This window comes from Roseomonas sp. CAU 1739, assembly GCF_039839775.1.
Taxonomy (GTDB): domain Bacteria; phylum Pseudomonadota; class Alphaproteobacteria; order Acetobacterales; family Acetobacteraceae; genus Neoroseomonas.
This window is the reverse complement of the sequence record NZ_JBDOQQ010000001.1, coordinates 117234-143681: the sequence shown is the minus strand read 5'-3', so window position 1 is coordinate 143681 and position 26448 is coordinate 117234. Positions and strand designations below refer to the sequence as shown.

The following is a 26448-nucleotide window of genomic DNA, read 5'->3' as shown; positions in this document are numbered from 1 at the left end:
ACCGGGGCATCCGACCATGGGCAGCGTGCTCGGCAATCCGCGCTGGCTGGCGGGAACGGCGGCGGGTCTCACCGCCGCCATCCTCTCGCTATGGGCCATGCGCGGGCTGCCGCTCGGCTTCGCGGCCTTCTGGCTGACGCCCCTGCCGCTGTTCGCCGCCGGCCTGGGCTTCGGACCGGCTGCGATGGCATGGGCCGCCGGCATCGGTGCGGTGATCCACCTCGCGATCTCCGGGATGCTGCCGATGGTGGTGTTCCTGGCGGCCTTCGCGGTGCCGGCGCTGCTGATGGTCACCTTCGGGTTCCGCCAGGGGCGCATCGAACTCGGCGTGCCGCTCGCGGTCCTGGGCATCTGGCCGGCCATCGTCATCATGCTGGCCGGACTTGCCTTCGCAGGCATGGCCGGTGGGCTTGAAGGGGCGATCCGCACGGCGGTGATGCAGGGGCTGCAGCGCATGGGCGCCTCGGCCGCGCAGTTCCCGGTGTCGGAACTGGTGCAGGTGATGGCGGCGGCGGTCGGCTTCTGGTCGGCGGTCGCGCTCTCGGTGAACGGGGCGGCCGCCCAATCCGCCCTGGCGCGGACCGGCCTCGCCCTGTCGCCGACCCCGCGCTGGAGCGAGGTGCGACTGCCCTTCTGGTACCCGGCCCTGCCGGGCGCCGGCGCCGCCGGCTGGCTCGCCTTCGGCGGGGAGGGTGACGTGGTCGCGCTGTCCGTCATGCTGGTGCTGCTGCTGCCGGTGTTCCTGCAGGGCATCGCCGCGATCCACCGCCGCTCCGCCGGTCGTCCCGGTCGCCACTTCATGCTCGGCATCTTCTACACCGGGCTTGTCATCCTCAGCGTGCCGGCCGCAGTCGCGGTGACGGCCTTCGGTTTCTACGAGCAATGGGGGCGGCGCACGAGCCCGCCCGGAGGCAGATCATGATCGAACTCATCCTGATGCAGCGCGTCGACAAGCTCGGCCAGATGGGCGAGCTGGTGAAGGTGCGCCCCGGCTATGCGCGCAACTTCCTGCTGCCCAGCGGCAAGGCCATCCGCGCCAACAAGGACAACCTCGCGCGCTTCGAGCGCGAGCGCGCCCAGCTGGAAGCGCAGAACATCAAGCGCCGCGACGAAGCCGAGCGCGTCGCCGAGCGCGTGCACGGCCTGTCCGTGACCATCATCCGCCAGGCGGGTGAGAGCGGCGCGCTGTACGGGTCCGTGTCGACCCGCGACATCGCCGAGGCCTGCACGGCCGCCGGCCTGACCACGGGCCGCGACCAAGTGCTGATGGGCGCAGCGATCAAGTCGGTCGGCATCGCCACCGTCCAGGTCGCGCTGCACCCGGAAGTCTCGATCCCGGTGGCGGTGAACGTCGCGCGCTCGGTAGAAGAAGCCGAGAAGCAGGCGCGCGGCGAGCGCGTGGAAGCCGAGGACGAGGCCGAGGCGGCGTCGCTCGAAGCCGAACTCGCGGCGGAACTCGCGGCCGGGCAGGCCGACGCGGATCGCTGAGCGCGGCCGAGGGGCTCGCCCCTCTCGCCTTTGACGGAATGGAGGGGCGCTGCCCCTCCAAGCCTCCCCGCCAGGGGCCTGCGGGCCCCTGGCGGGGTTATGGCGCCGGATGGCAGGGCTCGCCGGGATCAAAGGCGGTTGATGCGCCCGGCGGCCGAAATGCCGGCTGGCCAAACCATGATGACGCATGGGGCGGCGTCGCATCGCACGAACGTCTTTTCCTGCACCTGGCTGATCTGCAAATCTCCTCCCCTGCCAGGAGGAGCCTCGTATGCTGTTCCACCTCGCCCTCGGACGCCTGATCCAGCACGGCAGGCTTTCCGTGCAGTACCCGGACGGCACGCAGCGCCACTACATCGGCGGGCCCGGCCCGCAGGCCGCCATGCGCATCGTGACGCCACGAGCCCTGCGCGGCATGACCTTCAACCCCGCGCTTGCCTTCGGCGAAGGCTACATGGCCGGCGAGATCGAGCCGGATGGCTGCTCCATCTTCACCCTGCTCAACCTGTTCGTCGTCAACATGATGCGGGGTGGCACGCACCCGGCCGAACGCGCGATGGAGGTGTTGCGCCTGGCGCGCCGGCGCATCGACCAGCTCAATCCGGCCGGCCGGTCCAGGCGCAACGTGGCGCATCACTACGACCTGAACGGGCGGCTCTACTCGCTGTTCCTGGATCGCGACCGCCAATACTCCTGCGCCTATTTCGCCACCGGGTCGGAAACGCTGGAACAGGCGCAGGCCGCCAAGAAGCGCCATGTCGCGGCCAAGCTGCGGCTCGACCGGCCGGGGCTCGAGGTGCTGGACATCGGCTGCGGCTGGGGCGGCATGGCTATCAGCCTGGCACGCGACTGGGGCGCGCGAGTCACCGGTATCACGCTGTCGGCCGAACAGCTCGCCGTTGCGCGGCAGCGGGCGGCGGAAGCGGGCCTGTCCGACCGCGTCCGCTTCGAATTGCTGGATTATCGCGACTGGACGCAGCCGGTCGATCGCGTCGTCTCGGTCGGCATGTTCGAACATGTCGGCATCAGCCACTATCGCCGCTTCTTCCGTGCCGTGCGCGGCGCGCTGAAGCCCGATGGCGTCGCCCTGGTCCACGCCATCGGACGGTCGGACGGGCCCGGTTCCACCAACCCCTGGCTGGCCAAGTACATCTTCCCCGGCGGCTATTCCCCTGCCCTGTCCGAAGTCCTGCCGAAGGTCGAGAAGGCCGGGTTGTTGGTCACCGACATCGAGGTGCTGCGCCTGCACTACGCCCAGACGATCGCGCAGTGGCGCGCGCGCTTCGCCGGCAATCGGGACGCCATTGCCAGCCTGACCGACGAACGTTTCTGCCGCATGTTCGAGTTCTACCTGGCGGGGGCGGAGCTGTCCTTCCGCTGCATGGGGCACATGGTGTGGCAGATGCAGCTAGCGCGGAGCATCGATGCGCTGCCGCTGACGCGCGACTACATGTGGGAGGCGGAACGAGCGGCGGCCCAGACCCAGGCGGAAGCCTGAAGGCCGCGATCATCCCCGCTATCCCCAGGCCGGGGCGCGAATCGCCAGGCGCCGGGGCGGGGCGGGCGCGCTATACCGATGACAATGAACAGCTTCGACGCGCCTGCCTCCCCCGACGGCCTGCTGGGGCTTTCCCAGCGCCTGCCGCCGTCCAACCTCGCCGCCGAACAGGCGCTGCTCGGTGCCCTGCTCGCCAACAACAAGGCCTATGAACGGGTCTCGGAATTCCTCGCCGCCGAGCATTTCGCCGACCCCATCCACGGCCGCATCTACCAGGGCATCCAGCGGCGGGTGGAAGCCGGGCAGCTGGCCGATGTCGTCACGCTGCGCGCGGAATTCGAACATTCCGGGCTGCTCGATGAAGTCGGCGGGCCGGCGTATCTCGCGCAGCTGCTCTCGGCGATGGTCGGCATCATCAATGCCGGCGAATACGGGCGCGTCGTCTACGACGCCTATCTGCGGCGGCAGTTGATCGACCTTGGCGAGGTGGTGGTGAACCGCGCCTTCGGGGCGGAGGCGGAACTCGACGCCCGCGGCCAGTTGGAAGCCGCCGAGCAGGCGCTGTTCGACCTGGCAAAGGAAGGTGGCGCCGGCGATGGCGGCTTCGTGTCCTTCGAACGCGCGCTGATCGAGGCGGTCAAGAATGCGGAGAAGGCGTTCAGCACGCCGGGCGGCGTCTCGGGCCTGCCGACGGGATTGCGCGACCTCGACGCCAAGATGGGCGGGCTGCATCCGTCGGATCTGCTGATCGTCGCCGGGCGGCCGGGCATGGGCAAGACCGCGCTGGCGACCAAGATCGCCTTCGGCGCGGCGAAATCCATTCTGCGCGCGGCACGCGAGAACGACCCCAACGCCGTGCCCCGCGGCGGATGCGCGATCTTCTCGCTGGAAATGAGCGCGGACCAGTTGGCGACGCGACTTCTGTCGGAGGAAGCGCGGATTTCGGGCGACCGCATCCGCCGCGGCGAGATCGGCCAGCGCGACTTCGACCGCTTCGTCGAGGTCAGCCGCGAGATCTCCGCCCTGCCCCTGTGGATCGACGACACGCCGGCGATCACCATCTCGGCGCTGCGCACGCGCTGCCGGCGGCTCAAGCGCACCAAGGGGCTGGACCTGGTCGTGGTGGATTACCTCCAGCTGATGCGCCCGGCGGCGGGGACGCGGCCGGAAAACCGCGTGCTGGAAATCTCGATGATCACCCAGGGTCTGAAGGCGATCGCCAAGGAGCTCTCGGTGCCGGTGATCGCGCTGTCGCAGCTGTCGCGCCAGGTCGAATCGCGCGAGGACAAGCGCCCGCAGCTCTCCGACCTGCGCGAATCGGGTTCGATCGAACAGGACGCCGACGTGGTGATGTTCGTCTATCGTGACGACTACTACCTCATGCAGCGTGCGCCCAAGGAGCTGACCTTCGACAACCCCGAGAAGTTCCACGAGGCTGTCGACAAGTGGCAGAAGGACATGGAGATGGCGCACAACAAGGCGGAGCTGATCATCGCCAAGCAGCGCCACGGCCCGACCGGCGCCATCAAGCTTTACTTCGAGGCCGAGTTCACCCGCTTCGGCGACCTCGACACCACGCATGACGAGCCGATGCGTGAGTGAGGGTGGCGGCTCCGACGCCTTCCGCGTCTTAATCGCCGGCGCTCGCATCCGCGGGCGCGCCATACATCCATGCGTCAGCGCAGCAGCTGGGAGCGGTCGCGCCGTGCGGTCCCGGTCCGTTGCAAGGCGCCGGACCAGCGGCCGATCCGTCGGCGCCAGGGATATGAGACCATGATCGTGCGCCGCGCCGTCCCCGAGGATTTCGACGCCTGGTTGCCGCTCTGGCTCGGCTACAATGCCTTCTACGGCCGGCATCGCCCCACGGCGCCGGCGGACGCGATCACGCGCCTGACCTGGTCCCGCTTCTTCGACGCGCTGGAGCCGATGGACTGCCTGGTCGCGGAGGATGGCGGGCGTCTCGTCGGGCTCGCGCACATGATCTTCCACCGGAACACCTCGCTGGCCGGCAGCACCTGCTATCTGCAGGACCTATTCGCGGCACCGGACCTGCGTGGGCGCGGCGTGGGACGCGCGCTGATCGCGGCACTGTATGACCATGCGCGGGCGGCCGGCGCGGAACGCGTCTACTGGCACACGCATGAGACCAACGCGACGGCGCGGCGACTGTATGACCGGGTCGCGGCGCATGGCGGCTTCCTGCTGTACCGCAAGGATCTTGGATGATCGCGACGCTGACCATCGACCTGCCGGCGATCGTCGCCAACTGGCGCGACCTGGCGGCCCGCGGGGCGCCCGGGGCGGTGGCGGGGGTGGTGAAGGCCGATGGCTACGGGCTGGGTGCAGCCGAGATCGGACGGGCGCTGCGGGCCGCGGGCTGCCGGCATTTCTTCGTCGCCTTGCTGGCCGAGGGCGTCGCCCTGCGTTCGGCCATCGGCCCCGGGCCGATGATTGGCGTGCTGGGCGGTTTCGCCCCGGGCGCCGATGGCGATGCAGCGCTGACGCCGGTGCTGAATTCGCTGGGCGACGTGACCGCCCATGCGGCGGCGGGACGGGCCGCGGGGGTGGGGCGCCGGGCCATCCTGCATGTCGATACCGGAATGGCGCGGCTGGGGCTCGATGCGAAGGAACTCGCCCTCATCTCGGCCGATCACGGCATGCTGGCGGGGCTCGATCTCCACTATGTGATGACGCATCTCGCCTGCGCGGATGAACCGGCGCATCCAATGAACGCGGCGCAGGCGGCGCGCTTTGCCGCGGCCTGTGCAGGACTGCCGAGGTTGCGCCGGTCCTTCGCCAATTCCTCCGGGCTGTTCCTCGGGCCAGGTTTCGCTTCGGACCTCGCGCGGCCGGGCTGCGCGCTCTATGGCATCAATCCGACGCCGGGCCATCCGAACCCGATGCGGCCGGTGATGCGGCTGGAGGCGCCGGTGCTCCAGGTGCGGGAGATCCTGGCCGGAACGCCGGTCGGCTATGGCGGGACATGGACGGCGCCGCGGCCGACGCGCATCGCGACGGTTGCCGTGGGCTATGCGGATGGCTACCTGAGAAGCCTGTCGGGCCGTGCCGTGGCCGAATTCCGCGGCCGGTCCGTCCCCCTCGTTGCGCGAGTGTCCATGGACCTGACCACCTTCGACGTCACAGACCTGCCGGAGATTGGTCCGGGCGACCGGCTGACGCTGATCGGCGGCGACGGGTGCAGCCCGGATGAGGTCGGCGCGCGGGCCGGCACCATCGGGTATGAGGTGCTGACGAGCCTCGGCGCACGTTACGCGCGCGACTACCTGCGGGGCTGAGCGGTTGGACCTGGTGCTGAACCCCGTCGCGGCGATCGGTCGCGGCGTGCTGTCGGCCTGCCGCGTGGTGGGCGAGCTAATGCTGTTCGCGCTGGATGGGCTGTCCCATCTGGTGCGCCCGCCCTTCTATGCGCGGCTGTTCCTGCGACAGTTGATCGAGATCGCCTATTTCTCCCTGCCGGTGGTGTCGCTGACGGCGATCTTCACGGGCATGGTGCTGGCGCTGCAATCCTATACCGGCTTCGCGCGCTTCAATGCCGAGGGCGCGGTCGCCAACGTCGTCGTGCTGTCCATCACGCGGGAACTGGGTCCGGTCATCGCCTCGCTGATGGTCGCCGGGCGTATCGGCGCATCCTTCGCCGCCGAGATCGGCACGATGCGGGTGACCGACCAGATCGATGCGCTGACCACGCTGTCCACCAACCCGATGAAGTACCTGGTGACGCCCCGGCTCGTCGCCGGCGTGCTGGCCCTGCCCTTCCTGGTGCTGGTGGCCGATATCCTCGGCGTGATGGGCGGTTGGCTGATCGGGACGACGAAGCTCGGCTTCAATTCGGCCGGCTACCTCAAGGCAACGATGGACTTCCTCGAATTCATGGACGTCGTGTCGGGGCTGGTGAAGGCGGCGGTGTTCGGCTTCGTCATCACGCTGATGGGCTGCTGGTGCGGCTATAACAGCCGCGGCGGGGCGCAGGGCGTGGGCGCGGCGACGACGACGGCGGTGGTGGCGTCCTCGATCCTGATCCTCGCCTTCGACTACATCCTGACCGAGATGTTCTTCGCCCGATGACCGGCGTGATCCCGAAGATCCGCCTGCGCGGATTATCCAAGGCGTTCGGCAAAAAGCGCGTGCTGGATGGGGTGGACCTCGATATCCGGGCCGGGCACGGGATGGTGATCCTGGGCGGGTCGGGGTCGGGCAAGTCGGTCACGATCAAGTGCATCCTGGGGCTGATCACGCCCGATGCCGGGACCATCGAGGTGGATGGCCGCGACATCCTGGCCATGCCCCGGCGGGAACGCGAGGAACTGAACGACCGGATCGGGATGCTGTTCCAGAACGGGGCGTTGTTCGATTCCCTGCCGGTCTGGGAAAATGTCTGCTTCAAGCTGCTGGCGCAGAAGCGCATCACGCGGGCCAAGGCGCGCGACAAGGCGGCGGAGGTGCTGGCACAGGTGGGGCTCGCGGCGTCGGTGGGCGACCTGTCGCCATCGGAACTGTCGGGCGGGATGCAGAAGCGCGTCGGGCTGGCACGCGCCATCGCCGCGCAGCCGGACATCATCTTCTTCGATGAGCCGACCACGGGCCTCGACCCCATCATGGGGGCGGTGATCGACGGGCTGATCGTGGATGTGGTGAAGCGGCTGGGCGCGACCGCCGTGTCGATCACCCATGACATGGCGAGCGCGCGGCGCATCGGCGATGACGCGGCGATGCTGCACAAGGGGAAGATCGTCTGGACCGGTGCGGCCTCGGTGCTGGGGGAAACCGGCAACGCCATGGTGGACCAGTTCGCGCGGGGTGAACGCGACGGGCCGATCCAGATGGAGCTGCGGCGGTAGGATCCGCCGCAGCGGCACGGAATTTCAGGCCGCGACGGGCTCGCCTTTCCTGACCCTTGGCGCGATCTCCTTCATGAACAGCTTCAGCGCCCGCGCCGAGAACGCCGCGGGCATCGGCCCAGTGCGGAAGCGGATGCTGACGCCGCCGATGCCGGTTGCCGCGAGGGTGGTGAAATCCTCCATCACCGTCGCGGGCGACCCGCATTGCAGCGGTGGTGCGGCCTGCTTGTTCTGGTCGGCCGCGCGCTGCTCGAAGGCCGAGCTCTGCGCCGCGCGATATTGCTGCATCTGCCGGAAATACGGCATGCCGACCGTCTGCGCTTCTTCATCCGTCGGCGCGATGATCGCGGTGCGCGACACCCAGGATTCGGCGATGGCGCGGTCGATCTGAGGGTCGCTGATGCCGGCCTGCGTCGCCGCCTTGCGGTAGATGTCGATGTTGCGCGCCGCACCCGCCGCCGTCGCCGCCGCCATGATGACCGGCCGCCCCTGCCGCGCCTGGCCGACAAGCGATGCCTCGGACGCCACAGAGCGCAGGATCGGAGGGTGCGGCTTGGTGTAGGGCAGTGGGCGGAGCATCGGGATGTCGATGTTCCAGTATTTGCCCTCATGCCGGACTGGCTCCCCCGTCCAGCATTGCAGCAGGATCTTCTCGATCTCCTCGAAGCGGTCCTGCGCGCTGGTGGGGTCGATCTGATAGCCCTTGTATTCGTGCAGGTTCACCATGCTGCCGCGGCCGAGGCCCACGATCAGCCGGCCCTTGGACAGGTTGTCGATCAGCGCGATCTGCTCGGCCATCCGCAGCGGGTGATACAGTGAGCTTTGCAGCACCGCGAAGCCGATCTTGATGCGCGTGGTCGCCATGGCGAGGGCGGCGGCGAAGGTCGGCGGATCGACATAGGCGCAATTGCCGTCGAAGTGATGCTCGGCAAGGAAGACGGCATCCATGCCCTCATCCTCGGCCAGGCGCGCCTCGCGCACGGCCTCGTCGATGACCTGCGCATCGGCGGATGGGTTGCGGGATTCATGGAACAGGAAAACGCCAACGCGCATGCGGATCTCCAGCGGTCAGAGGCGTCTTCCCCGCAGGTGGCCTTGGTCCCGGCGCGGCCGCCTTGCTAGTCGGAAGCCTAGGGCGGGAATGCGCCGAGGGCCATCCCTCCCGCCGACGCGCGGCCTGCGGCGGGGTCCTGATCGCGCGCGCCGTCAATTCGATCAAATCGATCCGATCAATCGAATTTCTCGAAGAAATCCATTGGACAGAATCCCTGCCCCATCGCAATGCTGCGCTGCATCTACCGCACCGCACAACGGGCCGCCGGCCCGACGAGATCCAAGGAGCCTGACCATCATGCTGACCGTTGGCGACAAGTTCCCGACCTTCGCGCTCACCGCCGTCAAGGGCGGCAAGGAGGGCCTCGGCGGCCCCGGCGTGTCCTTCACCGAGATCACCAACGAAACCGATGCCGCTAAGTGGAAGATCGTGTTCTTCTGGCCGAAGGACTTCACCTTCATCTGCCCGACCGAGATCGCCGCCTTCGGCAAGCTGGCCGGCGAATTCGCCGACCGCGACGCGGTGCTGTACGGCGCGTCGACCGACAGCGAGTTCGTCCACCTGAACTGGCGCGTCTACAACGACGACATCCGCGACCTGCCGATCCCGATGTTGGCCGACGTGAAGCGCGAGCTGTCCTCGGCACTCGGCATCCTCGACAAGGATGCGGGCGTCGCGCTGCGCGCCACCTTCATCGTCGATCCGGACGGCACGATCCAATGGGCCTCGGTGAACGGGCTGAATGTCGGGCGCAACCCGCAGGAAGTCGTGCGCGTGCTGGATGCGCTGCAGACCGACGAGCTGTGCCCCTGCAACTGGGAGAAGGGCAAGGACGTGCTGAAGCCGCAGGAATTGTTCGAGAAGGCGGCCTGACGGCTGCCTTCGTGATCCGCCACGCAGGCAGCCGCGACACCAACCCTGCCTGCATGGCGGAAAGGGGGGCAGGCAGCCCCCCCTTAGACTCCCCGGTCCCGCGCGCCCTGATCGGGCACGCGGGACATGTCTGACCTGGAGGCCACCGTGTCCCTCGAAGCCCTGCGCGCCCGCCTGCCCGAACACGCCAAGGACCTGAAGCTCAATCTCGGCTCGCTGGCCATGGAGCCGGTGCTGAACCAGCAGCAGCTCGCCGGCACCTTCGTCGCCAGCGCCATCGCCGCGCGCAATGCGGATGTGACGCGCGCGATCCTCGCCGAGTTCGCCCCGAAGCTGTCGCCCGAAGCGCTCGCCGCCGCCAAGGCCGCGGCCGCCATCATGGGCATGAACAACGTCTATTACCGCTTCACGCACCTGGTCGGCGGCGACTACGCCAACCTCCCCGCCAGGCTGCGCATGAACGTCATGGCGAAGCCCGGGGTGGACAAGGTGGATTTCGAGCTGTGGTCGCTCGCCGTCTCCGCCATCAATGGCTGCGGCATGTGCATGGAGGCGCATGAGAAGGTCGTCCTGCATGGCGGCCTGTCGAAGGAAGCGGTGCAGGCCGCCGTGCGCATCGCCGCCGTGGTGCATGCGGTGGCCGGCGTGCTGGATGCGGAGGACGCGCTCGCCCCGGCCGCCTGACGCCATGCAGGATGGCGGTCGCCGGAGGCCGCCATCCGCGTTCTGCGGCTTCGATTGCCGGGATCGCCGGGTCCGGCCCGGTGGATCGTTCCGTCAGCCCCTGGCGCATCGCGCCCCTGCCCGCGGCTCCGCGCCGACCGGGCCGCCGCGGCATCCGTGTCCCATGATCTGCCTCCCTCCCATGTGGCTGCTGCCGGATGCGGGGAAAGGCGCGCAGCGGGGCCGGGCGGTGCCACGCGTCTTGACCCCCTCCCCCACCGGCGCGACGCTTTCGCGACGAGAACCCGGCCCGCCGGGACCGGGTCGGTCGGAGGAACCGCCCATGCCATTGACGCTCAAGCCGCTGCACCCGCTGTTCGTCGCCGAGGCGGCGGGCTTCGACCTCCGCCAGCCCCTCACTCCCGACCAGGCGGCCGAGGTGCATCGCGCCATGGACCAGTACGCCGTGCTGGTCTTCCCCGGCCAGGCTCTCGACGATGACCAGCAGATGGATTTCGGCCGCGCCCTCGGCACGCTGGAAGGCACCCGCGCGACGGTCGATGCCGACAAGCACCGGCTGAAGCACAAGGAGATGAATGACATCTCCAACCTCGACACCGATGGCTCGCTGCTGAAGGCCGATGACCGGCGGCGGATGTTCAATCTCGGCAACCGGCTGTGGCACAGCGATTCATCGTTCAAGGCCACGCCCGCGCTTTATTCCATGCTGCATGCGCGCATCATCCCGCCCGAGGGCGGGGAGACCGAATTCGCCGACATGCGCGCCGCCTGGGATGCGCTGCCGGACAAGGACAAGGCGAGGCTGCGGAACCTGACGACCTGGCATTCGCTGATCTATTCCCGCGCCCAGCTCGGCTTCGATGCCTACACCGAGGAGGAGAAGAAAGCCTTCGCCCCGGTGCCGCAGCGCTTGGTGCGCCGGCATGCGGGGTCCGGGCGTGTCTCGCTCTATCTCTCGGCCCATATCGGGCGCGTCGAGGGCATGCCCGTGCCCGAAGGCATGATGATGATCCGCGAACTGGCCGAACACGCGACGCGCCGCGACTTCGTGCACAGCCACACATGGCGGCAGAACGACTTGGTGATCTGGGACAACCGCTGCACCATGCATCGCGCCCGACCCTTCGAGGACAGCGTCCATCCGCGCGACATGCGCCGAGTGACGCTGCAAGACGTGGCCCCGACACTGGAACAGCAGGCGGCGTAAGACGTGACCACGGAGGGTTTCGCCCGGTAGACACGACGGCTGGGAACAGATGGGAGGGGCTCTGCGCCCTCCAGCGTCCGACCTGCCCTACCGGGAATGACGCGACGCCGCGCCAGCGCCGAGCGCCCCGATTGCCCGGACCACATCATGCAGATCCGCCGCGACGAAGGCGCAAAGGTGGTGATCCGCCGCGCTCGCCGGCACCAGGTCGGGCACCATCACCACCACCATCCCCGCGGCCGATGCCGAACGCACCCCATGGGGCGAATCCTCCAGCGCAAGGCAGCCATCGGCCGCGACGCCGAGCCTGTCCGCCGCGCGTAGAAAGGGGTCGGGCGCCGGCTTGCCCCGCGCATAGTCACCACGCGCCACCACCGCATCGAAGCAGCCGGCGAGGCCATGCGCCGCCAGGTTCCGCTGCACCGCCTCATGCGAGGAGGAGGTCGCGATCGCCCGTTTCAGGCCGAGGCCATCCAGCAGCACCAGCATCTCGCGCACTCCGGGCTTGAGCGCCGGCCCATCGGCGGCGCGCGCGGCGTAGTGGCGCATCCATTCGGCCTGATAGGCGTCCACGGCGAAATCCTCGCCGAAATGGGCCAATAGCCGCGCCCGGTTGTCCGGCCAGACGCCACCGACCAGGCTGGCGAACACTGCGTCCGGCAGGTCGCGACCTGCCTCGGCCGCCGCTGCGCGCGCGGCGTCGCGATACAGCGCCTCGCTGTCGAACAGCAATCCGTCCATGTCGAAGACGATGCCGTCCGGCATGCGCGACAGTGACATCCGTCTCTCCGAAGCTGCTGCCTATCGAACCATTCGAATGGCCGCGATGGCCGACCCTTCGGCCTGGCCCAAGGCCCGTGGGCCGCAAGCACGCACCGCCTTCGTGTCATGACCGCCGATGGCGGACACTGCAGCAGGACGCAGCGCGCAAGCTGGCGCGAATGAAAGCGCGCGACCACACTCTCGGCAACCTGCCGGAACGGCTGGGCAAGCGACCAATTGATCAGCGTCAAAGCACGCAATCGTGAGTTCATGCATCAAAACGGCAACTGAGCGCCCGAGACACCGGCCGACGCGCATGGGGTGTGGCGGCAGCGGCGCCAGCAGGAGCCGCCGCCATGTCACGTGCTCTGCTCGCCTCTGCAGGCGTCATCGCGACCCTGGCCTTCGCAGCACACCAGGCGTCGGCGCAGCCGACGGCCGACACGCTGGCGGCCGTGCGGGCGCGCGGCGTCGTGACCTGCGGCGTGACCCCCTCCACCGTCGGATTCGCTCAACCCGACAGCAGCGGCGTCTGGCGGGGCATCGATGTCGACTACTGCCGCGCCATCGCCGCCGCCGTGCTCGGTGACGCGAACAGGACGCGCTTCGTCACGCCGACGACCGCCAATCGCTTCGCCATGCTGCAATCGGGCGAGATCGATGTGCTGCTGCGCACCACCACCTGGACGCTGAGCCGTGAAGCCACGCTCGGCGTCGCCTTCGCCGGCGTGAACATGTATGACGGCCAAGGCTTCATGGTGAAGCGGGCCACCAACATCTCCGCGGTCCGGCAACTGGACGGCACGACGATCTGCGTGCTGCCGGGCACGACGACGGAAACCATCACGGCCGACTACTTCCGCACCCACACCATGCGCTACACGCCCCTGCCGGTGGCAACCATCGAGGATCTGCGCGCCGCATTCCTCGCGGACCGCTGCAATGTCTTCACCCTCGATGTCTCCGCACTCGCGGCGTTCCGGGCAAGCCAGGGTGCCAATGCCGAGTCCTTCGTCGTATTGCCCGAGATCATCTCGAAGGAACCGCTCGGCCCCGTCGTGCGCCAAGGCGACTGGCGTTGGTTCAATGCGGTGCGCTGGACGCACAACGCCATGGTCGCGGCCGAGGAACTCGGCATCTCCAGCGGCAATATCGACAGCGTCGCCGGGAGCACGAATCCGGACATACAGCGTTTCATGGGCCGTATCGGCGACCTTGGCCAAGGGCTGGGACTGACGAATGACTGGGCCGCACGGATCGTCAGCCAGGTCGGCAACTACGGCGAGGTGTGGGAGCGCAACATCACGCCGATCGGCATCGAGCGCGGCATCAACAACCTGTGGAACCGCGGCGGGCTTCACTACGCACCGCCGATGCGCTGACGGGCTGGCCGGTGCCCGCCGGCATCCGACCGATGCGGCGATGACGCCCGCCCCTCGGCTGACCAACGGCCGCGGGGGGCGGCGCTCGCCTGACGCTCAGGCCCCCGTGCCGGGCGACCAATCCCCGCCCGGTTGCCCCGGCGTGCCTGCCCCGGCTTCGTCCAGCCATCGGCCTGCGGCCACTCGTCCCGCCTCGGCGAGGCGACTGATGAAGGGCCAGGACACATTGGCCGGATTGGCGCCGGCGGCGTCGCCCAGTTCGTCCCACATCGAAAGACGGTGCAGCCGCAGCCGATCGAGCTGCCGGCACAGCGAAGGACGCAGCGCCAGCGCCTCGGCGCACAGGCTGCGCATATCCTCGATCGCTTGCAATTCGCGCCTGAGCGGGGCGGAGAACGCGATCTCCAGCGACCGATGCTGGATGTCGTGCCGCAGGCGCGGGCTGCCCTCGCGCGCATCGGGGGCCAGCTGCACGAGCAGCAGATCCTCGGCGGTCGTCGCGCGGATCAGGTCGCGCAACGGCGGATTGGCGCTGTAGCCGCCATCCCAGTACGGCTCGCCGTCGATCACCACCGCCTCGCGCAGCAGCGGCAGGCAGGCGGAGGCCAGCACGGCGTCGAGCGTGATCTCGTCCTCGCGGAAGATGCGGGCTTCGCCGTCGCGCACGCGGGTCGCGGCAATCAGCAGCGGCACCGGGCGTTCGGCGCGCAGCCGCCGGAAATCGACCAGGTCGCCCAGCAGGTCCTTGAGCGGATCCGGCCCCGGCAAGGTGAAGCCGAAGGGCGGCATCGGCAGTTCCGCCATGGCGAGCACCGAGCCGAGCACCGGCAGCCCCGCCATCCCTGCCCGGTCGGACAGCAGGTGCCAGAAGCGGGCCAGGCGTGCGCGGGCTTCTTCGCGCCCGCCGGCCACGAGGCCGTCGGCCAGGAGAACGGCGTTGACCGCCCCTGCACTCGCGCCGCTGACCGCGGCGAGCGGCACCGAGGGTTCCGCCAACAGCCTGTCCAACACGCCCCAGGTGAAGGCGCCGAAGGACCCCCCGCCCTGCAGGGCCAGGGCGAGCGGCCGGGGTGTCGGGTCGAGAATTTGCCGCATTGCAACATGGCACATGGGCCGCCGCTGCCGCACCGACAAGTGCCGCGGTTGCGCGTGTGGCGGCCGGGCGGGACTTCCGGGCGGCGGGCGGCGGTGCGACAAGGACGCCCGACCAGCAGGGAGCCCCGCCGATGACCGCCGAACGCTTCGACCTCCTCCTCCGTGGCGGGCATGTGGTGACACCTTGGGGCGTCGAGGCCGCCGATGTCGGGGTGCGCGACGGCCGCATCGCCACGCTGGGCGACCTGCGCACCGCCGAGGCAGCCCAGGTCGTCGACTGCCGCGACCTGCATGTGCTGCCCGGGTTGATCGACCCGCATGTGCATCTGCGCGACCCGGGCGACCCGGCCGTGGAATCGATCGAGACCGGCACCAAGGCGGCGATCCTGGGCGGGCTTGCCGCGGTGTTCGACATGCCGAACACCGCGAAGTCGGTGATCAGCCGCGACATCCTCGATGAGAAGCGCGACTTCCTGGAAGGTCGCGCCTATTGCGATGTCGGCCTGTATGTCGGCGCGTCCAAGAAGAACATCGCCGAACTGGCAGACCTCGAATTGCAGCCCAATGTCTGCGCGGTGAAGGTCTTCGCCGGGTCGAGCACCGGCGACCTGCTGGTCGAAGACGACGCCAGCCTCGAAGCGGTGATGCGGTCCGGCCGCCGGCGCATCTGCTACCACTCGGAAGATGAATACCGGCTGCAGGCGCGCAAGCCGATGTTCACCGCCGGCATGCCCCATCGCAACCACATGGAATGGCGCGATGTGGAAACGGCGATGCTGGGCACCCGGCGGCTGATGGCGATCGCCCGCAAGACCGGCCGGCCCGCCCATATCCTGCATGTCTCGACGGCCGAGGAACTGGCCTATCTGCGCGACTTCCGCGACATCTGCACGGTCGAGGTGCTGCTCAACCACCTGACCCAGACGGACGAGGCCTATGACCGGCTCGGCGGCCTGGCGGTGATGAACCCGCCGATCCGCGATGCGCGGCATCTGGAAGCCGCCTGGCGTGCGGTGGCCGATGGCACCGTCGATTGCATCGGATCCGACCATGCGCCGCATTCGCTGGCGGCCAAGCAGCGGCCCTGGCCCGACACCGCGGCCGGCCTGACCGGCGTGCAGACGCTGGTGCCGCTGATGCTCGACCATGTCACCTCCGGGCGGCTGTCGATCTCACGGCTGGTGGACCTGATGTGCGCCGGTCCCGCGCGGGTGTATGGCGCGCTGAACAAGGGGCGGCTGGCGGCCGGCTACGATGCCGACTTCACGGTGGTCGATCTCAAGCGCCAGAGGATGATCCGCAACGACTGGCTGGCCACGCCGGCCGGCTGGACACCCTTCGACGGCACGGTCTGCACGGGCTGGCCAACCATGACGATCATCCGCGGCCATGTGGCGATGCGCGAGGATGAGGTGCAGGGCGCGCCGCTGGGCAAGCCGGTCTCCTTCGCCGACACCCATCGCGCGTGACGGACGACCCGGTCGCGGCGGCAATCGCCGGCCGCCGTTCCATTCGCGCCTTCCTGCCCGCCCCGGTGGCCCGGCAGGATGTGGAACGGTTGCTCGACATCGCAGCCCGCGCGCCGTCGGGGACCAACATGCAGCCCTGGCGCGGCTATGCCGTGACCGGGGAACCGCTGCGTGAACTGTCCGCCGCGCTGGTCGCCGACCACATGGCCGGCCGGCATGGCGAGAGCGAATACCGCTACTACCCCGAGACCTTCCCCGAGCCCTACCTGTCGCGCCGCCGCAAGGTGGGGTGGGACCTGTACGGGCTGCTCGGCATCAATCGCGGCGAGAGCGGGAAGATGCAGGCGCAGCATGCGCGCAACTTCGATTTCTTCGGCGCGCCGGTGGGCATCATCTTCACCATCGACCGGCGGCTCGAGATCGGGTCGTGGCTCGACTACGGCATGTTCCTCGGCAATGTGACCGTGGCGGCGCGGGGGATGGGGCTGGATACCTGCCCGCAGGCGGCCTTTGCCTCACATCACGGGACGATCCGCGCGCATCTGCCGATCCCCGAGGGTGAAGTCGTGGTCTGCGGCATGGCACTGGGCCAGGCCGACCCGGATGCGGTGGTCAACACGCTGGTGACCGAGCGCGCACCGGCGCGGGAGTTCTGCCGCTTCCTCGGCTGGGGCTGAGCGCGCCATGCCGCCACTGACCGGGGCGGCGCTGTGGCTGCGGCTGATCACCATCGCCGCGCTGTGGGGCGCGACCTATCCGCTGATCCGCTACCTCTCGGCCTTCCTCTCGCCCTTCGCCATGGCGGGGCTGCGCGGGGTGCTGGCGGCGGTCGTCGTCTTCCTGTTCCTGTGGCTGCGCGGCGGCCTCGGCGGCATCACGCGCCAGGTGGCGGTGGCCTCGCTGATGCTCGGCACCTTCGCCGGCGTGCTGCCCAACACGCTGATCCCGATGGCGCTGCAACGGATGGAAGCCGCGCCGGCCTCCCTCGTGCAGGCGGCCGGGCCGTTGATCATCACCCTGCTCGCCGGGCTGCTGCTGCCGGGGGAAAAGCCGACGCCGCGCATGCTGGCGGGCGTGGGGGTGGGCTTCCTCGGCATGGCGCTGGTGGTGGGTTCGGGCGGCTTGGGCGGCGGCACGATGGTGGGGGCGGCGCTGATCCTGGCGGCGACCTGTTCCTATGCCATCAGCACCATCTGGATCCGCATGGCGCCGCGAGGGCCGGCCGCGGCCCTCGCCCTGGGCCAGCAGGCGGTGTCGGGGGTGGTCTCGGGCGGGCTGGCGCTGGCGGTCGACGGGCCGGGCGTGCTGGTGCAGCCGACCGAGGTCTGGGTGCTGGGGATCTTCCTCGCGATCTTCGCCACCGCCATTCCGCTGACCCTGTTCCTCGGCCTGGCGACGCGGGCACGGGCGGCGGATGCGGCGATGGTGGGCTACATCCAGCCGGTCTTCGCGATCCTGATCGCCACGGCCTGGCTGGGCGAGGTGCCGTCCTGGCAGGTGCTCGCCGGCGGCGTGGTGGTGCTGGGCGGTGTCGCGATCGTCACGACGGCGCGCGGTGGACCTGCGCCAGCCAGTCGGTGAGGTTGTAGAACATCGTCACCCGCGCGATCCGCCCGTCCCGGATGGCGTAGAAGGCCCCGGCGGGCAGGCGATAGGCCTGGCCGCGCGCCTCGGGCAGGCCTTCGTCGGTGGCGAGGTATTCGCCCTCAACGATGAATTCCGCGGCCGCCCGGCTGCCATCCGGCGCGGCCATGATGACGATCTCCACCAGCCTTTCGCGGTAGCAGCGGTCCATCCGCGCCATGAAGGCGGCGAAGACGTCGCGGCCGACCTCCCGCGCGCCCTGGTTCACGTCATGGGCAACGTCGTCCGTCAGCAGCGCCAGCATGGCGGGCCGGTCGCCGCGGTTGAAGGCATCGAGGTAGGCGGCGATCAGGGCGGCGGAGTCCAAGGCGGGGTTCCTTCGGCTGGCACGGCCCCGATAGCGCGGCCGGCCGGTCGCGTCACGAATGGCGGTTTCCTTGCCTTTTCTTGCCGGGGCATGGCCGTGCGCCTATAGGTGCACCGCAACAACACCAGCACACCCGGACCACCCCATGCCGCAGAAGCCGCCGAGCTTCCAGGACATCATCCTGCGCCTGCACCGCTTCTGGTCGGAGCGCGGCTGCGTGATCCTCCAGCCCTATGACATGGAAGTCGGCGCCGGCACCTTCCACCCGGCGACGACGCTGCGAGCGCTGGGGCAGATGCCGTGGAAGGCGGCCTATGTGCAGCCTTCCCGCCGGCCATCGGATGGGCGGTATGGGGAAAACCCGAACCGGCTGCAGCATTATTACCAGTACCAGGTGATCCTGAAGCCTTCGCCGCCCGACCCGCAGGCGCTGCTGATCGAGTCGTATCGTGCGCTCGGCATCGACCCCGGGCTGCACGACATCCGCTTCGTCGAGGATGACTGGGAAAGCCCGACGCTCGGTGCCTGGGGCCTGGGCTGGGAAGTGTGGTGCGACGGGATGGAGGTGACGCAATTCACCTATTTCCAGCAGGTCGGCGGCATCGCCTGCGAGAAGCCTTCCGCCGAACTGACCTACGGGCTGGAACGGCTGGCGATGTACATCCAGGGGGTCGAGAACGTGTACGACCTGGATTTCAACGATGACGGCGTGAAGTATGGCGAGGTGTTCCTGCGCGCCGAGAAGGAATACTCGGCTCACAACTTCGAGCACGCCGATGTCGGGATGCTGTTCCGGCATTTCGAGGATGCGGAGAAGGAATGCGCGGCCCTGCTGGAACAGAAGCTGGCGCTGCCGGCCTATGACCAGTGCATCAAGGCATCGCACCGCTTCAACCTGCTGGATGCGCGCGGGGCGATCAGCGTGACGGAGCGCGCCGCCTATATCGGGCGGGTGCGCAACCTGGCGAAGGGGTGTTGCGAGGCGTGGCTGGCGGGGGAGAAGGCGGCGTGAAAACCCCGCAGGATGTCATCAAGACACCGGATGGATTTCGCTTCGATGGCGAGGCGGCGGCGATGGTGTCCGAACTCGCAACCCTACTTGGCGTTTCCCCGGAGATCGCCGTTGGAATGGCCGTGCATGATCGGTTGATCGCGTTGCGCCGTGCGGCCCCGCAAGGCGACAACGATGCCTGAGCTTCTTCTTGAACTGTTCTGCGAGGAAATCCCGGCGCGCATGCAGGCGCGGGCGGCGGAGGATCTGTCGCGCCTGTTCGCCGAACGCTGCGCGGCGCTGATCGAAGCCCCGGCGCTGACCTTCCATGGTCCGCGGCGGATCGGCCTGGCCGTGCTGCTGCGCGACGCGGTGACGACCGAGGGGAAGGAAGAACGCGGCCCGCGCATCGGCGCGCCGGACCAGGCGCTGGACGGCTTCCTGCGCAAGCATGGCGCGAGCCGCGATGCGCTGACGCAGGAAGGCCAGTTCTGGGTGCTGTCCAAGCCGGGCGAGACGGTGCAGGCGCGCGCGCTGGTCGCCGCCGCGGTGCCGGCGATCATCCGCGCCTTCCCGTGGCCGAAGTCGATGCGCTGGGGCGGGACCTCGGGCATGACCTGGGTGCGGCCGCTCAAGCGTATCCTGTGCGTGCTGGACGGCGTGGTGGTGCCGTTCGACCTGCGAGCCGGCGATGATGATGGGCATGGGCTGGCTTCGGGGAACGTGACGGAAGGCCATCGCATGATGGCGCCGGGTGCCTTCGCGGTGCGGGGCCTCGCGGATTACGCCGAGGGGCTGCGCGAGCGCCGCGTGGTGCTGGATGCCGCCGAACGCGCGCGGCTGATCCGTGAAGGCATCGGCGCGCTGTGCGCCGCCGAGGGGCTGGCTGTGGTGCCGGACGACGCGCTGGTCACCGAGGTTGCCGGGCTGGTGGAATGGCCGGTGCCGCTGCTCGGGCGCATCGACGATACGTTCATGGACCTGCCGCCGGAGGTGATGCGCACGACGATGCGCGTGAACCAACGGTATTTCGCGCTGCGCCGCCCGGACGGGTCGGCGGCGGCGCGGTTCGCGGTGGTGGCAAATATCGCGGCACCGGATGGCGGCGCGGCGATCGTGGCAGGCAATGAGCGGGTGCTGCGCGCGCGGCTGTCCGATGCACGGTTCTTCTGGGACCTCGATCGCAAGCAGAAGCTGGAGGACTTCCTGCCGAAGCTCGACAGCGTGGTGTTCCACGCAAAGCTCGGGACGCAGGGGCAGCGGGTGGCGCGGCTGGAGCGGCTCGCGCGGATCATCGCCGCCAAGGTCGGCGCCGATCCCGATGATGCGGCGCGGGCGGCACGGCTGGCGAAGGCCGACCTCGCCAGCGGCATGGTCGGCGAGTTCCCGGAACTGCAGGGCGTGATGGGGCGCTACTATGCGCTCGGCCAGAGGGAGAAGCCGGCGGTCGCCGAGGCGGTCGCCGCGCATTACCGCCCGCTCGGCCCGGGCGATGAGGTGCCGGCGGATACTGTCGCGATCAGCGTGGCGCTGGCCGACAAGGCCGATCAGCTCGCTGGCTTCTTCGCGGTGGGGGAGAAGCCGACCGGCTCGGGCGACCCCTTCGCGCTGCGGCGCGCAGCACTCGGGATCATCCGAATCGTACGGGACAACGGGCTGCGGATTGCCCTGCACAGCGTCCTCGAACAGGCGATGGCCGGCTACATCGAGCAGTGGCGCGGTTCGCCCTGGCTCGCCGCAGAGCCGAAGCAGATCGCACCGCTCGTCAGGAACCACGAGATCCGGCAGGAGATGCTGGACGTCACGGCGCGGCTCGAAAGCGAGGAGCTGGCGGCGAATGAACGGATCCTCGTCCGCATCATGGATCTCGGCCAGGTCCCGGCCCTGCGTGAGCACGGCATTGCCGTTTACCTTGTCCCGCAGACCGGCTCCTCGAGCGAATTGACGCGCGTCTTCCGGGCGACCGATGCGGTGGCTCTGCCGACCGCCGCGGCCTTGGGCCACGAACTGATGGACTTCCTCACCGACCGCCTCCGCGTCCAGCTCCGCACCGAGGGCACACGGCACGACGTCGTCACCGCGGTCCTCGGTGCCACGCCCGATGATGACCTCAACCGGCTGCTCCGCCGGGCCGAATCCGTCCGGCTCTTCGTCGAATCCGACGCCGGCGCCAATCTGCTGGCCGCCCATCGCCGCGCCGCCAACATCCTGCGCATCGAAGAAAAGCGCGACGGCCACGCCTTCGACACCGGCTACGAACACCACCTGCTCAAGGCCGCCGAGGAAGACGCCCTCGCCGCCGCTCTCGAAGCCGCCGCCGCGCGCATCGAACTCGACCTCTCGGCCGAGGATTTCGAGCGCGCGATGGACGCCATGGCCACGCTCCGCGCGCCCGTTGACGCTTTCTTCGACAAGGTCATCGTCAATGACCCCGCGCCGGAACTTCGCCGCAATCGTTTGAAACTACTCGCCCGGCTCCGCGCCACGATGGATGCGGTCGCTGATTTCTCCAAGATCGAAGCCTGAGGGGGAGCCCGCGATGACTCAGTGGGTCTATAGCTTTGGCGCCGACCGCAACGAGGGACGCGCCGAGATGCGCAACCTGCTCGGCGGCAAGGGTGCGAACCTGGCTGAAATGGCCTCGATCGGCCTGCCGGTGCCCCCGGGGTTCACCATCACCACCGAGGTCTGCACCTGGTACTACCAGCATGGGGAACGCTACCCCGCCGAGCTGGAAACACAGGTGAAGGCGGGGCTCGAACGGATCGAACAGGCCGTCGGCAACCGCTTCGGCGACCACCACAAGCCGCTGCTCGTCTCGGTGCGCTCGGGCGCGCGGGTGTCGATGCCGGGCATGATGGACACGGTGCTCAACCTCGGCCTGAACGACGCGACGGTCGAAGGGCTGGTGGTGGCCTCGGGCGACGCCCGCTTCGCCTGGGACAGCTACCGCCGCTTCATCCAGATGTATGGCTCCGTCGTGCTCGGCGTGGACCATCACCGCTTCGAGGAAATCATCGAGCACATCAAGCTCGACACCGGCAAGATCGAGGACACCGAGCTCACCGCATCCGAATGGCATCGCGTCGTCGATGGCTACAAGGAAATGGTCGCCGAGGTGACCGGCAAGCCCTTCCCGATGGACCCGTGGGACCAGCTGTGGGGCGCCGTGGGCGCGGTGTTCGGGTCGTGGCAGAACCAGCGCGCCATCACCTATCGCCGCCTGCACGACATCCCGGCCGAATGGGGTACGGCGGTGAATGTCCAGGCGATGGTGTTCGGCAACATGGGCGAGGATTGCGCGACGGGCGTCTGCTTCACGCGCGACCCATCCACCGGCGAGAACATCTTCTACGGCGAATATCTGATCAACGCGCAGGGCGAGGACGTCGTCGCCGGCATCCGCACGCCGCAGCCCATGGCCGAGCTCAAGGCCAAGCCGCATGAGCGCAGCATGGAAAAGGCCATGCCGAACGCCTATGCGGAACTGGTGAAGGTGCGCGAGACGCTTGAGCGCCACTACGCCGACATGCAGGACATCGAGTTCACCGTGCAGTCGAACAAGCTGTACATGCTGCAGACGCGCAACGGGAAGCGCACCGCGGCGGCCAGCCTGAAGATCGCGGTGGACATGGCGCGCGAAGGGCTGATCGACCATGCCGAGGCCGTCAAGCGCGTGAACCCCGCGGCACTCGACCAGCTGCTGCATCCGACGCTCGATCCCAAGGCGCCGCGCAAGGTGCTGGCGAAGGGCCTGCCGGCATCGCCCGGTGCGGCGTCGGGCATCGTCGTGTTCAGCGCGGATGAGGCCGAGGCCCGCGCGCAGAAGGGCGAATCCGTCATCCTCGTGCGCATCGAGACGTCCCCCGAGGACATCCACGGCATGCATGCCGCCAAGGGCATCCTGACCACGCGCGGCGGCATGACCAGCCACGCCGCCGTCGTCGCCCGCGGCATGGGCCGGCCCTGCGTGGCGGGCTGCGGCGGCGTGTCGGTGGACTACAACAACCAGGTGCTGTCCTCCGGCGGCATCCAGGTGCGCGGCGGCGAGGTGCTGACCATCGATGGCGGCACCGGGGAGGTCTTCGTCGGTTCCGTCGCCATGGTCGAACCCCAGCTGTCCGGCGATTTCGAAACGCTGATGGGCTGGGCGGACAAGGTGCGGCGGCTGAAGGTCCGGGCCAATGCCGAAACCCCGCTCGATGCCGAGACGGCGCGCAAGTTCGGCGCCGAGGGCATCGGCCTGTGCCGCACCGAACACATGTTCTTCGACCCCGAGCGCATCGGTGCCGTGCGGCAGATGATCATGGCCGAGACGGAAAGCGGCCGCCGCGTTGCCCTCGCCCGGCTGCTGCCCTTCCAGCGGCAGGACTTCGTGGACCTGTTCCGCATCATGGCCGGGCTGCCGGTCACCATCCGCCTACTCGACCCGCCGCTGCACGAATTCCTGCCGCATACGGATTTCGAGATCGCGGAAGTCGCGAAGTCGCTCGGCGCCGATGTCGATGCGATGCACCGCCGCGCGCAGGAGCTGTCGGAAGCCAACCCGATGCTGGGTCATCGCGGCTGCCGGCTCGGCATCTCCTTCCCCGAGATCTACGAGATGCAGGCCCGCGCGATCTTCGAGGCTGCCTGCCTGATCGGCAAGGAGACTCATAAGGCGCCGCACCCCGAGATCATGATCCCGCTGGTGGCCACGCGCCGCGAACTCGAGATCACCCGCGCGCAGATCGACCGCGTCGCGCAGGAGGTCTTCGCCGAGACCGACTACCACATCGACTACAGCGTCGGCACGATGATCGAATTGCCGCGCGCCTGTCTCACCGCCGATGCCATCGCCGACGCCGCCGACTTCTTCTCCTTCGGCACCAACGACCTGACTCAGACCACCTTCGGCCTGTCGCGCGACGATGCCGGCAAGTTCCTGCCGCTGTATGTCGAGAAGGGCATCTTCCCCAAGGACCCCTTCGTGTCGATCGACCCGGACGGCGTCGGCGCCCTGGTGCGCATCGCCGCCGAGAAGGGGCGGCGGGTGAAGCCGGGCCTCAAGCTCGGCATCTGCGGCGAGCATGGCGGGGATCCGTCCTCGATCCATTTCTGCGAGAGCGTCGGGCTCGACTACGTCTCCTGCTCGCCATACCGCGTGCCGGTGGCACGGCTGGCGGCCGCGCAGGCGGCGCTGGCCAGCGGCGGCGGTGACCGCACCGCCTGATCAGGCGGCGGGCGCTTCGCCGATCGCATGATCGGCGATGGCCCGCCCTATGCCGCCGGCCCACCCCGCCGCGCCATCACGCGGTTGCCCGGCCTTTCGCTGGCATAGGCGACCTCGGCGAAACCGCGCAGCCGCGCCTCCACGCTCTCGAAGGCACTGCGCTGCGCCGGCGTCAGCGCCGCATCCGGCGTGTTCTGGCGATGCGCCAGATACCGCGCCAGCGTCCCTGCCCCACGCCGATGCGCCGCGGCGACCAGCGCCCCTTCGGTCAGTGTGATCGACGACCCATCCAGCGCGGTGACGGATGTCCCCGCCGCGGCCAGCGTCCCGCCCCGATCGAGGATCGTCTCCTGCCGCGCGAGGAAGGCCGACATCGCCGCCTCCTGCGCCGCGGGGCTGGCGAGGAAGCCTGCCTCATCGGTCACGCCCTGGCGGGCGGCGGCCTCGGTCCACCCGCCATCGGCGTTCATCCAGCCAATGTCGCGCAGCGCCATGGGCACGAACTGATACCGGCCAAGCGCGCCGGAGGCAGGATTGCGCAGCGCATAGCCATCCACCGCGTGTTCGGCGCTGCGTTCGGCTTCCGCGATGCGCTGGCGGAACCCGGCATTCAGGCCGGTCTCCCAGGGGCGCAGGGCGGCCGCGGCGGTGGCGCCGGGGTCAGGCGGGCGGGCGACCACGGCGGTCGCGCCCGGCGCCGGCCCGCGCGCGATGGCGGGCTGCGCCACGGCCGGCGCCGCGCGGGCGGGGCTCGGCACCGCCGGGGCGGCGGCGCGCGCCAGTTCCGGCTTGAAGTCGCGATGCTTCGCGGCCCGGGCGGGGGCCACGGCCGGCAAGGTGGGCAGCGCGGCCTGGCGCGTGGCGGGGGTGCTCGGCATGACCGGCATATTCTGCCGGGGAAAGCGTCAACGAGAGGTGAGCGGAGAGCGCGTGGTCATACCAACGGCCCATGTCATGGACCGTTGGTATTTCGCCTTTTCCGGCCCTCAGACGCCGGGCGCAAACTCCGGTCTGCTTGGCTTTCGCCGGACTACCGGCGCGCCGCAATCGCGGCGTCGGCCCGAGTCAAAACCTCGGGCCGTTGGTATCAGACCCGCGACGGCGCGTCGCTTTCCTCGAGCGCCCCGGCATCCAGCGTCACCAGCCTGAAGCCGCGATCGACCAGCCGCGCCGCGCCCTCGACCACGCCAGGTCCGCTCGGGCGGCTCGGACGATTGGTGTGGGCGATCACCACGTCGCCGTCGCGCGCGGCGGCGATGCGGGCGGCGACGCTGGCGGCGGGCAGCGACGCCCCCTCATCACCGTTCACCGAGAAGCCGGCGACGCGAAAGCCCATCGCGCGGATGGCGGCGAGCGCCGCGGGGCTGTAGATCGCGGTCGCACCGCGGAACCAGCCTGGTGGCGGCGCGCCAGTGGCGATGATGGCGGCGGCTCCGCCTTCGACTTCGGCGCGCACCGCCTCGATCGTGCCGGCGACCGGCACGCCATACAGCCGCCCGCCGCCGAGCACCGCCGGGACATGCCGCGCGCCATGGTTCTGCAGGGTGAACAGGTCGGATCTTTCGCGCAGCAGCGCGACCGTATCGGGATTGGCGCGCAGCCAGATCCCGGTGACGAAGATCGTCGCCGGCACGCCCAGTCGGATCAGCCCGCCCAGCACGCGCAGATCGGCATGGCCGGAACAGGCATCGAGCGTCAGCGCGACGCGCGGCGGCCCGCCCGGATTGGGGCCGAGTCGCAGCCTCGGCATGAGATGCGCCTCCGCCCGCGCCGGCGCAGCGGCCAGCGCGACAGGCAGCAGCGCGGCGGCAAGGACGGCGCCGCGCCGGCCGAATTCAGGACAGCCAAGGCACATGGGGGCGGGTCCGGTCGATCGGGGACGGACGCGTAGCATCGGCGTTCAGGCTGGTCGATGATCCAGCG

General features: G+C 69.3%; 25 protein-coding genes. 19 read left to right on the top strand and 6 right to left on the bottom strand.

The window, feature by feature from the left end:
• Positions 1 to 16: 16 nt before the first annotated feature.
• The 8 genes from AAFN86_RS00625 (at position 17) to AAFN86_RS00590 (ending at position 7845) form a co-directional block, all read left to right on the top strand.
• Positions 17 to 922, top strand: coding sequence for a hypothetical protein (locus tag AAFN86_RS00625; protein WP_347541262.1), 906 nt, complete (start codon positions 17 to 19; stop codon positions 920 to 922).
• Positions 919 to 1488, top strand: a complete 570-nt coding sequence (rplI, locus tag AAFN86_RS00620; RefSeq protein WP_347541261.1) for a 50S ribosomal protein L9 — start codon at positions 919 to 921, stop codon at positions 1486 to 1488. Before AAFN86_RS00625 ends, rplI begins: the two co-directional genes overlap by 4 nt.
• Before the next feature lie 271 nt (positions 1489 to 1759).
• A complete protein-coding gene (locus tag AAFN86_RS00615) occupies positions 1760 to 2986 on the top strand; it encodes a cyclopropane-fatty-acyl-phospholipid synthase family protein (protein ID WP_347541260.1) in 1227 nt (408 codons plus the stop codon).
• A gap of 84 nt (positions 2987 to 3070) precedes the next feature.
• A complete protein-coding gene (locus AAFN86_RS00610; protein WP_347541851.1) occupies positions 3071 to 4588 on the top strand; it encodes a replicative DNA helicase in 1518 nt (505 codons plus the stop codon).
• A gap of 171 nt (positions 4589 to 4759) precedes the next feature.
• A complete protein-coding gene (locus tag AAFN86_RS00605; protein WP_347541259.1) occupies positions 4760 to 5212 on the top strand; it encodes a GNAT family N-acetyltransferase in 453 nt (150 codons plus the stop codon).
• Positions 5209 to 6282, top strand: coding sequence for an alanine racemase (gene alr / locus AAFN86_RS00600; protein ID WP_347541258.1), 1074 nt, complete (start codon positions 5209 to 5211; stop codon positions 6280 to 6282). Before AAFN86_RS00605 ends, alr begins: the two co-directional genes overlap by 4 nt.
• Positions 6283 to 6286: 4 nt before the next feature.
• Positions 6287 to 7072 carry an ABC transporter permease gene (locus AAFN86_RS00595; RefSeq protein ID WP_347541257.1) on the top strand — a complete coding sequence of 262 codons (786 nt, stop codon included), beginning with the start codon at positions 6287 to 6289 and terminating at the stop codon, positions 7070 to 7072.
• Positions 7069 to 7845: an ATP-binding cassette domain-containing protein gene (locus tag AAFN86_RS00590; RefSeq protein ID WP_347541256.1), complete on the top strand. Its 777-nt coding sequence runs from the start codon at positions 7069 to 7071 to the stop codon at positions 7843 to 7845. Before AAFN86_RS00595 ends, AAFN86_RS00590 begins: the two co-directional genes overlap by 4 nt.
• Before the next feature lie 24 nt (positions 7846 to 7869).
• Here the strand turns inward: AAFN86_RS00590 and AAFN86_RS00585 are convergent, their stop codons facing one another.
• Entirely contained in the window at positions 7870 to 8898 is a 1029-nt protein-coding gene (locus tag AAFN86_RS00585; protein ID WP_347541255.1) for an LLM class flavin-dependent oxidoreductase, read from the bottom strand.
• A 298-nt stretch (positions 8899 to 9196) separates the two neighbouring features.
• Here AAFN86_RS00585 and AAFN86_RS00580 point away from each other — a divergent pair, with 298 nt between their 5' ends.
• From AAFN86_RS00580 to AAFN86_RS00570, 3 genes are all read left to right on the top strand, one after another.
• The gene (locus tag AAFN86_RS00580; RefSeq protein ID WP_347541254.1) at positions 9197 to 9772 is read left to right on the top strand and encodes a peroxiredoxin; all 576 of its coding nucleotides are present in this window, start codon (positions 9197 to 9199) and stop codon (positions 9770 to 9772) included.
• 147 nt (positions 9773 to 9919) lie between these two features.
• On the top strand, positions 9920 to 10456 hold the full coding sequence (locus tag AAFN86_RS00575; RefSeq protein ID WP_347541850.1) for a carboxymuconolactone decarboxylase family protein: 537 nt from the start codon (positions 9920 to 9922) through the stop codon (positions 10454 to 10456).
• A 322-nt stretch (positions 10457 to 10778) separates the two neighbouring features.
• Positions 10779 to 11663, top strand: a complete 885-nt coding sequence (locus AAFN86_RS00570; protein WP_347541253.1) for a TauD/TfdA family dioxygenase — start codon at positions 10779 to 10781, stop codon at positions 11661 to 11663.
• 87 nt (positions 11664 to 11750) lie between these two features.
• Here AAFN86_RS00570 and AAFN86_RS00565 read toward each other — a convergent pair whose 3' ends face one another.
• Positions 11751 to 12443 carry an HAD family phosphatase gene (locus tag AAFN86_RS00565; RefSeq protein ID WP_347541252.1) on the bottom strand — a complete coding sequence of 231 codons (693 nt, stop codon included), beginning with the start codon at positions 12441 to 12443 and terminating at the stop codon, positions 11751 to 11753.
• A 338-nt stretch (positions 12444 to 12781) separates the two neighbouring features.
• Between AAFN86_RS00565 and AAFN86_RS00560 the strand changes: the two genes are divergently transcribed.
• Positions 12782 to 13807: an amino acid ABC transporter substrate-binding protein gene (locus tag AAFN86_RS00560; protein ID WP_347541251.1), complete on the top strand. Its 1026-nt coding sequence runs from the start codon at positions 12782 to 12784 to the stop codon at positions 13805 to 13807.
• Positions 13808 to 13903: 96 nt separating this feature from the next.
• Here AAFN86_RS00560 and AAFN86_RS00555 read toward each other — a convergent pair whose 3' ends face one another.
• Positions 13904 to 14917, bottom strand: coding sequence for a patatin-like phospholipase family protein (locus tag AAFN86_RS00555; protein WP_347541250.1), 1014 nt, complete (start codon positions 14915 to 14917; stop codon positions 13904 to 13906).
• A gap of 116 nt (positions 14918 to 15033) precedes the next feature.
• Here AAFN86_RS00555 and AAFN86_RS00550 point away from each other — a divergent pair, with 116 nt between their 5' ends.
• The 3 genes from AAFN86_RS00550 to AAFN86_RS00540 are packed head-to-tail and all read left to right on the top strand — an operon-like array spanning position 15034 to position 17952.
• Positions 15034 to 16371, top strand: a complete 1338-nt coding sequence (locus AAFN86_RS00550; RefSeq protein WP_347541249.1) for a dihydroorotase — start codon at positions 15034 to 15036, stop codon at positions 16369 to 16371.
• Positions 16368 to 17048: a nitroreductase gene (locus tag AAFN86_RS00545; RefSeq protein WP_347541248.1), complete on the top strand. Its 681-nt coding sequence runs from the start codon at positions 16368 to 16370 to the stop codon at positions 17046 to 17048. The genes AAFN86_RS00550 and AAFN86_RS00545 overlap by 4 nt, the downstream gene beginning before the upstream one ends.
• A gap of 7 nt (positions 17049 to 17055) precedes the next feature.
• Positions 17056 to 17952: a DMT family transporter gene (locus AAFN86_RS00540; RefSeq protein WP_347541247.1), complete on the top strand. Its 897-nt coding sequence runs from the start codon at positions 17056 to 17058 to the stop codon at positions 17950 to 17952.
• On the opposite strand, the gene AAFN86_RS00535 is transcribed toward AAFN86_RS00540, so the two are convergent.
• Positions 17912 to 18322 (bottom strand): ketosteroid isomerase-related protein, encoded by a 411-nt coding sequence (locus AAFN86_RS00535; RefSeq protein ID WP_347541246.1) that lies wholly within the window; start codon positions 18320 to 18322, stop codon positions 17912 to 17914. The two genes, AAFN86_RS00540 and AAFN86_RS00535, sit on opposite strands and share 41 nt — an antisense overlap.
• Before the next feature lie 145 nt (positions 18323 to 18467).
• On the opposite strand from AAFN86_RS00535, the gene AAFN86_RS00530 reads away from it, so the two are divergent.
• From AAFN86_RS00530 to ppdK, 4 genes are read left to right on the top strand one after another with little or no spacing between them, the layout of a single operon-like run.
• A complete protein-coding gene (locus tag AAFN86_RS00530; RefSeq protein WP_347541245.1) occupies positions 18468 to 19334 on the top strand; it encodes a glycine--tRNA ligase subunit alpha in 867 nt (288 codons plus the stop codon).
• A complete protein-coding gene (locus tag AAFN86_RS00525; protein ID WP_347541244.1) occupies positions 19331 to 19516 on the top strand; it encodes a hypothetical protein in 186 nt (61 codons plus the stop codon). Before AAFN86_RS00530 ends, AAFN86_RS00525 begins: the two co-directional genes overlap by 4 nt.
• Positions 19509 to 21839: a glycine--tRNA ligase subunit beta gene (gene glyS, locus AAFN86_RS00520; RefSeq protein WP_347541243.1), complete on the top strand. Its 2331-nt coding sequence runs from the start codon at positions 19509 to 19511 to the stop codon at positions 21837 to 21839. The genes AAFN86_RS00525 and glyS overlap by 8 nt, the downstream gene beginning before the upstream one ends.
• A gap of 13 nt (positions 21840 to 21852) precedes the next feature.
• Positions 21853 to 24525 (top strand): pyruvate, phosphate dikinase, encoded by a 2673-nt coding sequence (ppdK, locus tag AAFN86_RS00515; RefSeq protein ID WP_347541242.1) that lies wholly within the window; start codon positions 21853 to 21855, stop codon positions 24523 to 24525.
• 47 nt (positions 24526 to 24572) lie between these two features.
• On the opposite strand, the gene AAFN86_RS00510 is transcribed toward ppdK, so the two are convergent.
• Together AAFN86_RS00510 and AAFN86_RS00505 are read right to left on the bottom strand one after the other, a co-directional pair.
• The gene (locus tag AAFN86_RS00510; RefSeq protein WP_347541241.1) at positions 24573 to 25403 is read right to left on the bottom strand and encodes a hypothetical protein; all 831 of its coding nucleotides are present in this window, start codon (positions 25401 to 25403) and stop codon (positions 24573 to 24575) included.
• Between the two features lie 209 nt (positions 25404 to 25612).
• Positions 25613 to 26380 (bottom strand): polysaccharide deacetylase family protein, encoded by a 768-nt coding sequence (locus tag AAFN86_RS00505; RefSeq protein WP_347541240.1) that lies wholly within the window; start codon positions 26378 to 26380, stop codon positions 25613 to 25615.
• Positions 26381 to 26448: the final 68 nt, after the last annotated feature.

What these genes read in the sequence shown, in the direction of transcription:
- glyS (WP_347541243.1), top strand. Translation starts at nt 19,509, where the DNA reads ATGCCTGAGCTTCTTCTTGAACTGTTCTGCGAGGAAATCCCGGCGCGC.
- AAFN86_RS00585 (WP_347541255.1), bottom strand. Translation starts at nt 8,898, where the DNA reads ATGCGCGTTGGCGTTTTCCTGTTCCATGAATCCCGCAACCCATCCGCC.
- AAFN86_RS00590 (WP_347541256.1), top strand. Translation starts at nt 7,069, where the DNA reads ATGACCGGCGTGATCCCGAAGATCCGCCTGCGCGGATTATCCAAGGCG.
- AAFN86_RS00540 (WP_347541247.1), top strand. Translation starts at nt 17,056, where the DNA reads ATGCCGCCACTGACCGGGGCGGCGCTGTGGCTGCGGCTGATCACCATC.
- alr (WP_347541258.1), top strand. Translation starts at nt 5,209, where the DNA reads ATGATCGCGACGCTGACCATCGACCTGCCGGCGATCGTCGCCAACTGG.
- rplI (WP_347541261.1), top strand. Translation starts at nt 919, where the DNA reads ATGATCGAACTCATCCTGATGCAGCGCGTCGACAAGCTCGGCCAGATG.
- ppdK (WP_347541242.1), top strand. Translation starts at nt 21,853, where the DNA reads ATGACTCAGTGGGTCTATAGCTTTGGCGCCGACCGCAACGAGGGACGC.
- AAFN86_RS00505 (WP_347541240.1), bottom strand. Translation starts at nt 26,380, where the DNA reads ATGTGCCTTGGCTGTCCTGAATTCGGCCGGCGCGGCGCCGTCCTTGCC.
- AAFN86_RS00570 (WP_347541253.1), top strand. Translation starts at nt 10,779, where the DNA reads ATGCCATTGACGCTCAAGCCGCTGCACCCGCTGTTCGTCGCCGAGGCG.
- AAFN86_RS00530 (WP_347541245.1), top strand. Translation starts at nt 18,468, where the DNA reads ATGCCGCAGAAGCCGCCGAGCTTCCAGGACATCATCCTGCGCCTGCAC.
- AAFN86_RS00555 (WP_347541250.1), bottom strand. Translation starts at nt 14,917, where the DNA reads ATGTGCCATGTTGCAATGCGGCAAATTCTCGACCCGACACCCCGGCCG.
- AAFN86_RS00615 (WP_347541260.1), top strand. Translation starts at nt 1,760, where the DNA reads ATGCTGTTCCACCTCGCCCTCGGACGCCTGATCCAGCACGGCAGGCTT.
- AAFN86_RS00550 (WP_347541249.1), top strand. Translation starts at nt 15,034, where the DNA reads ATGACCGCCGAACGCTTCGACCTCCTCCTCCGTGGCGGGCATGTGGTG.
- AAFN86_RS00565 (WP_347541252.1), bottom strand. Translation starts at nt 12,443, where the DNA reads ATGTCACTGTCGCGCATGCCGGACGGCATCGTCTTCGACATGGACGGA.
- AAFN86_RS00625 (WP_347541262.1), top strand. Translation starts at nt 17, where the DNA reads ATGGGCAGCGTGCTCGGCAATCCGCGCTGGCTGGCGGGAACGGCGGCG.
- AAFN86_RS00510 (WP_347541241.1), bottom strand. Translation starts at nt 25,403, where the DNA reads ATGCCGAGCACCCCCGCCACGCGCCAGGCCGCGCTGCCCACCTTGCCG.
- AAFN86_RS00560 (WP_347541251.1), top strand. Translation starts at nt 12,782, where the DNA reads ATGTCACGTGCTCTGCTCGCCTCTGCAGGCGTCATCGCGACCCTGGCC.
- AAFN86_RS00605 (WP_347541259.1), top strand. Translation starts at nt 4,760, where the DNA reads ATGATCGTGCGCCGCGCCGTCCCCGAGGATTTCGACGCCTGGTTGCCG.
- AAFN86_RS00610 (WP_347541851.1), top strand. Translation starts at nt 3,071, where the DNA reads ATGAACAGCTTCGACGCGCCTGCCTCCCCCGACGGCCTGCTGGGGCTT.
- AAFN86_RS00580 (WP_347541254.1), top strand. Translation starts at nt 9,197, where the DNA reads ATGCTGACCGTTGGCGACAAGTTCCCGACCTTCGCGCTCACCGCCGTC.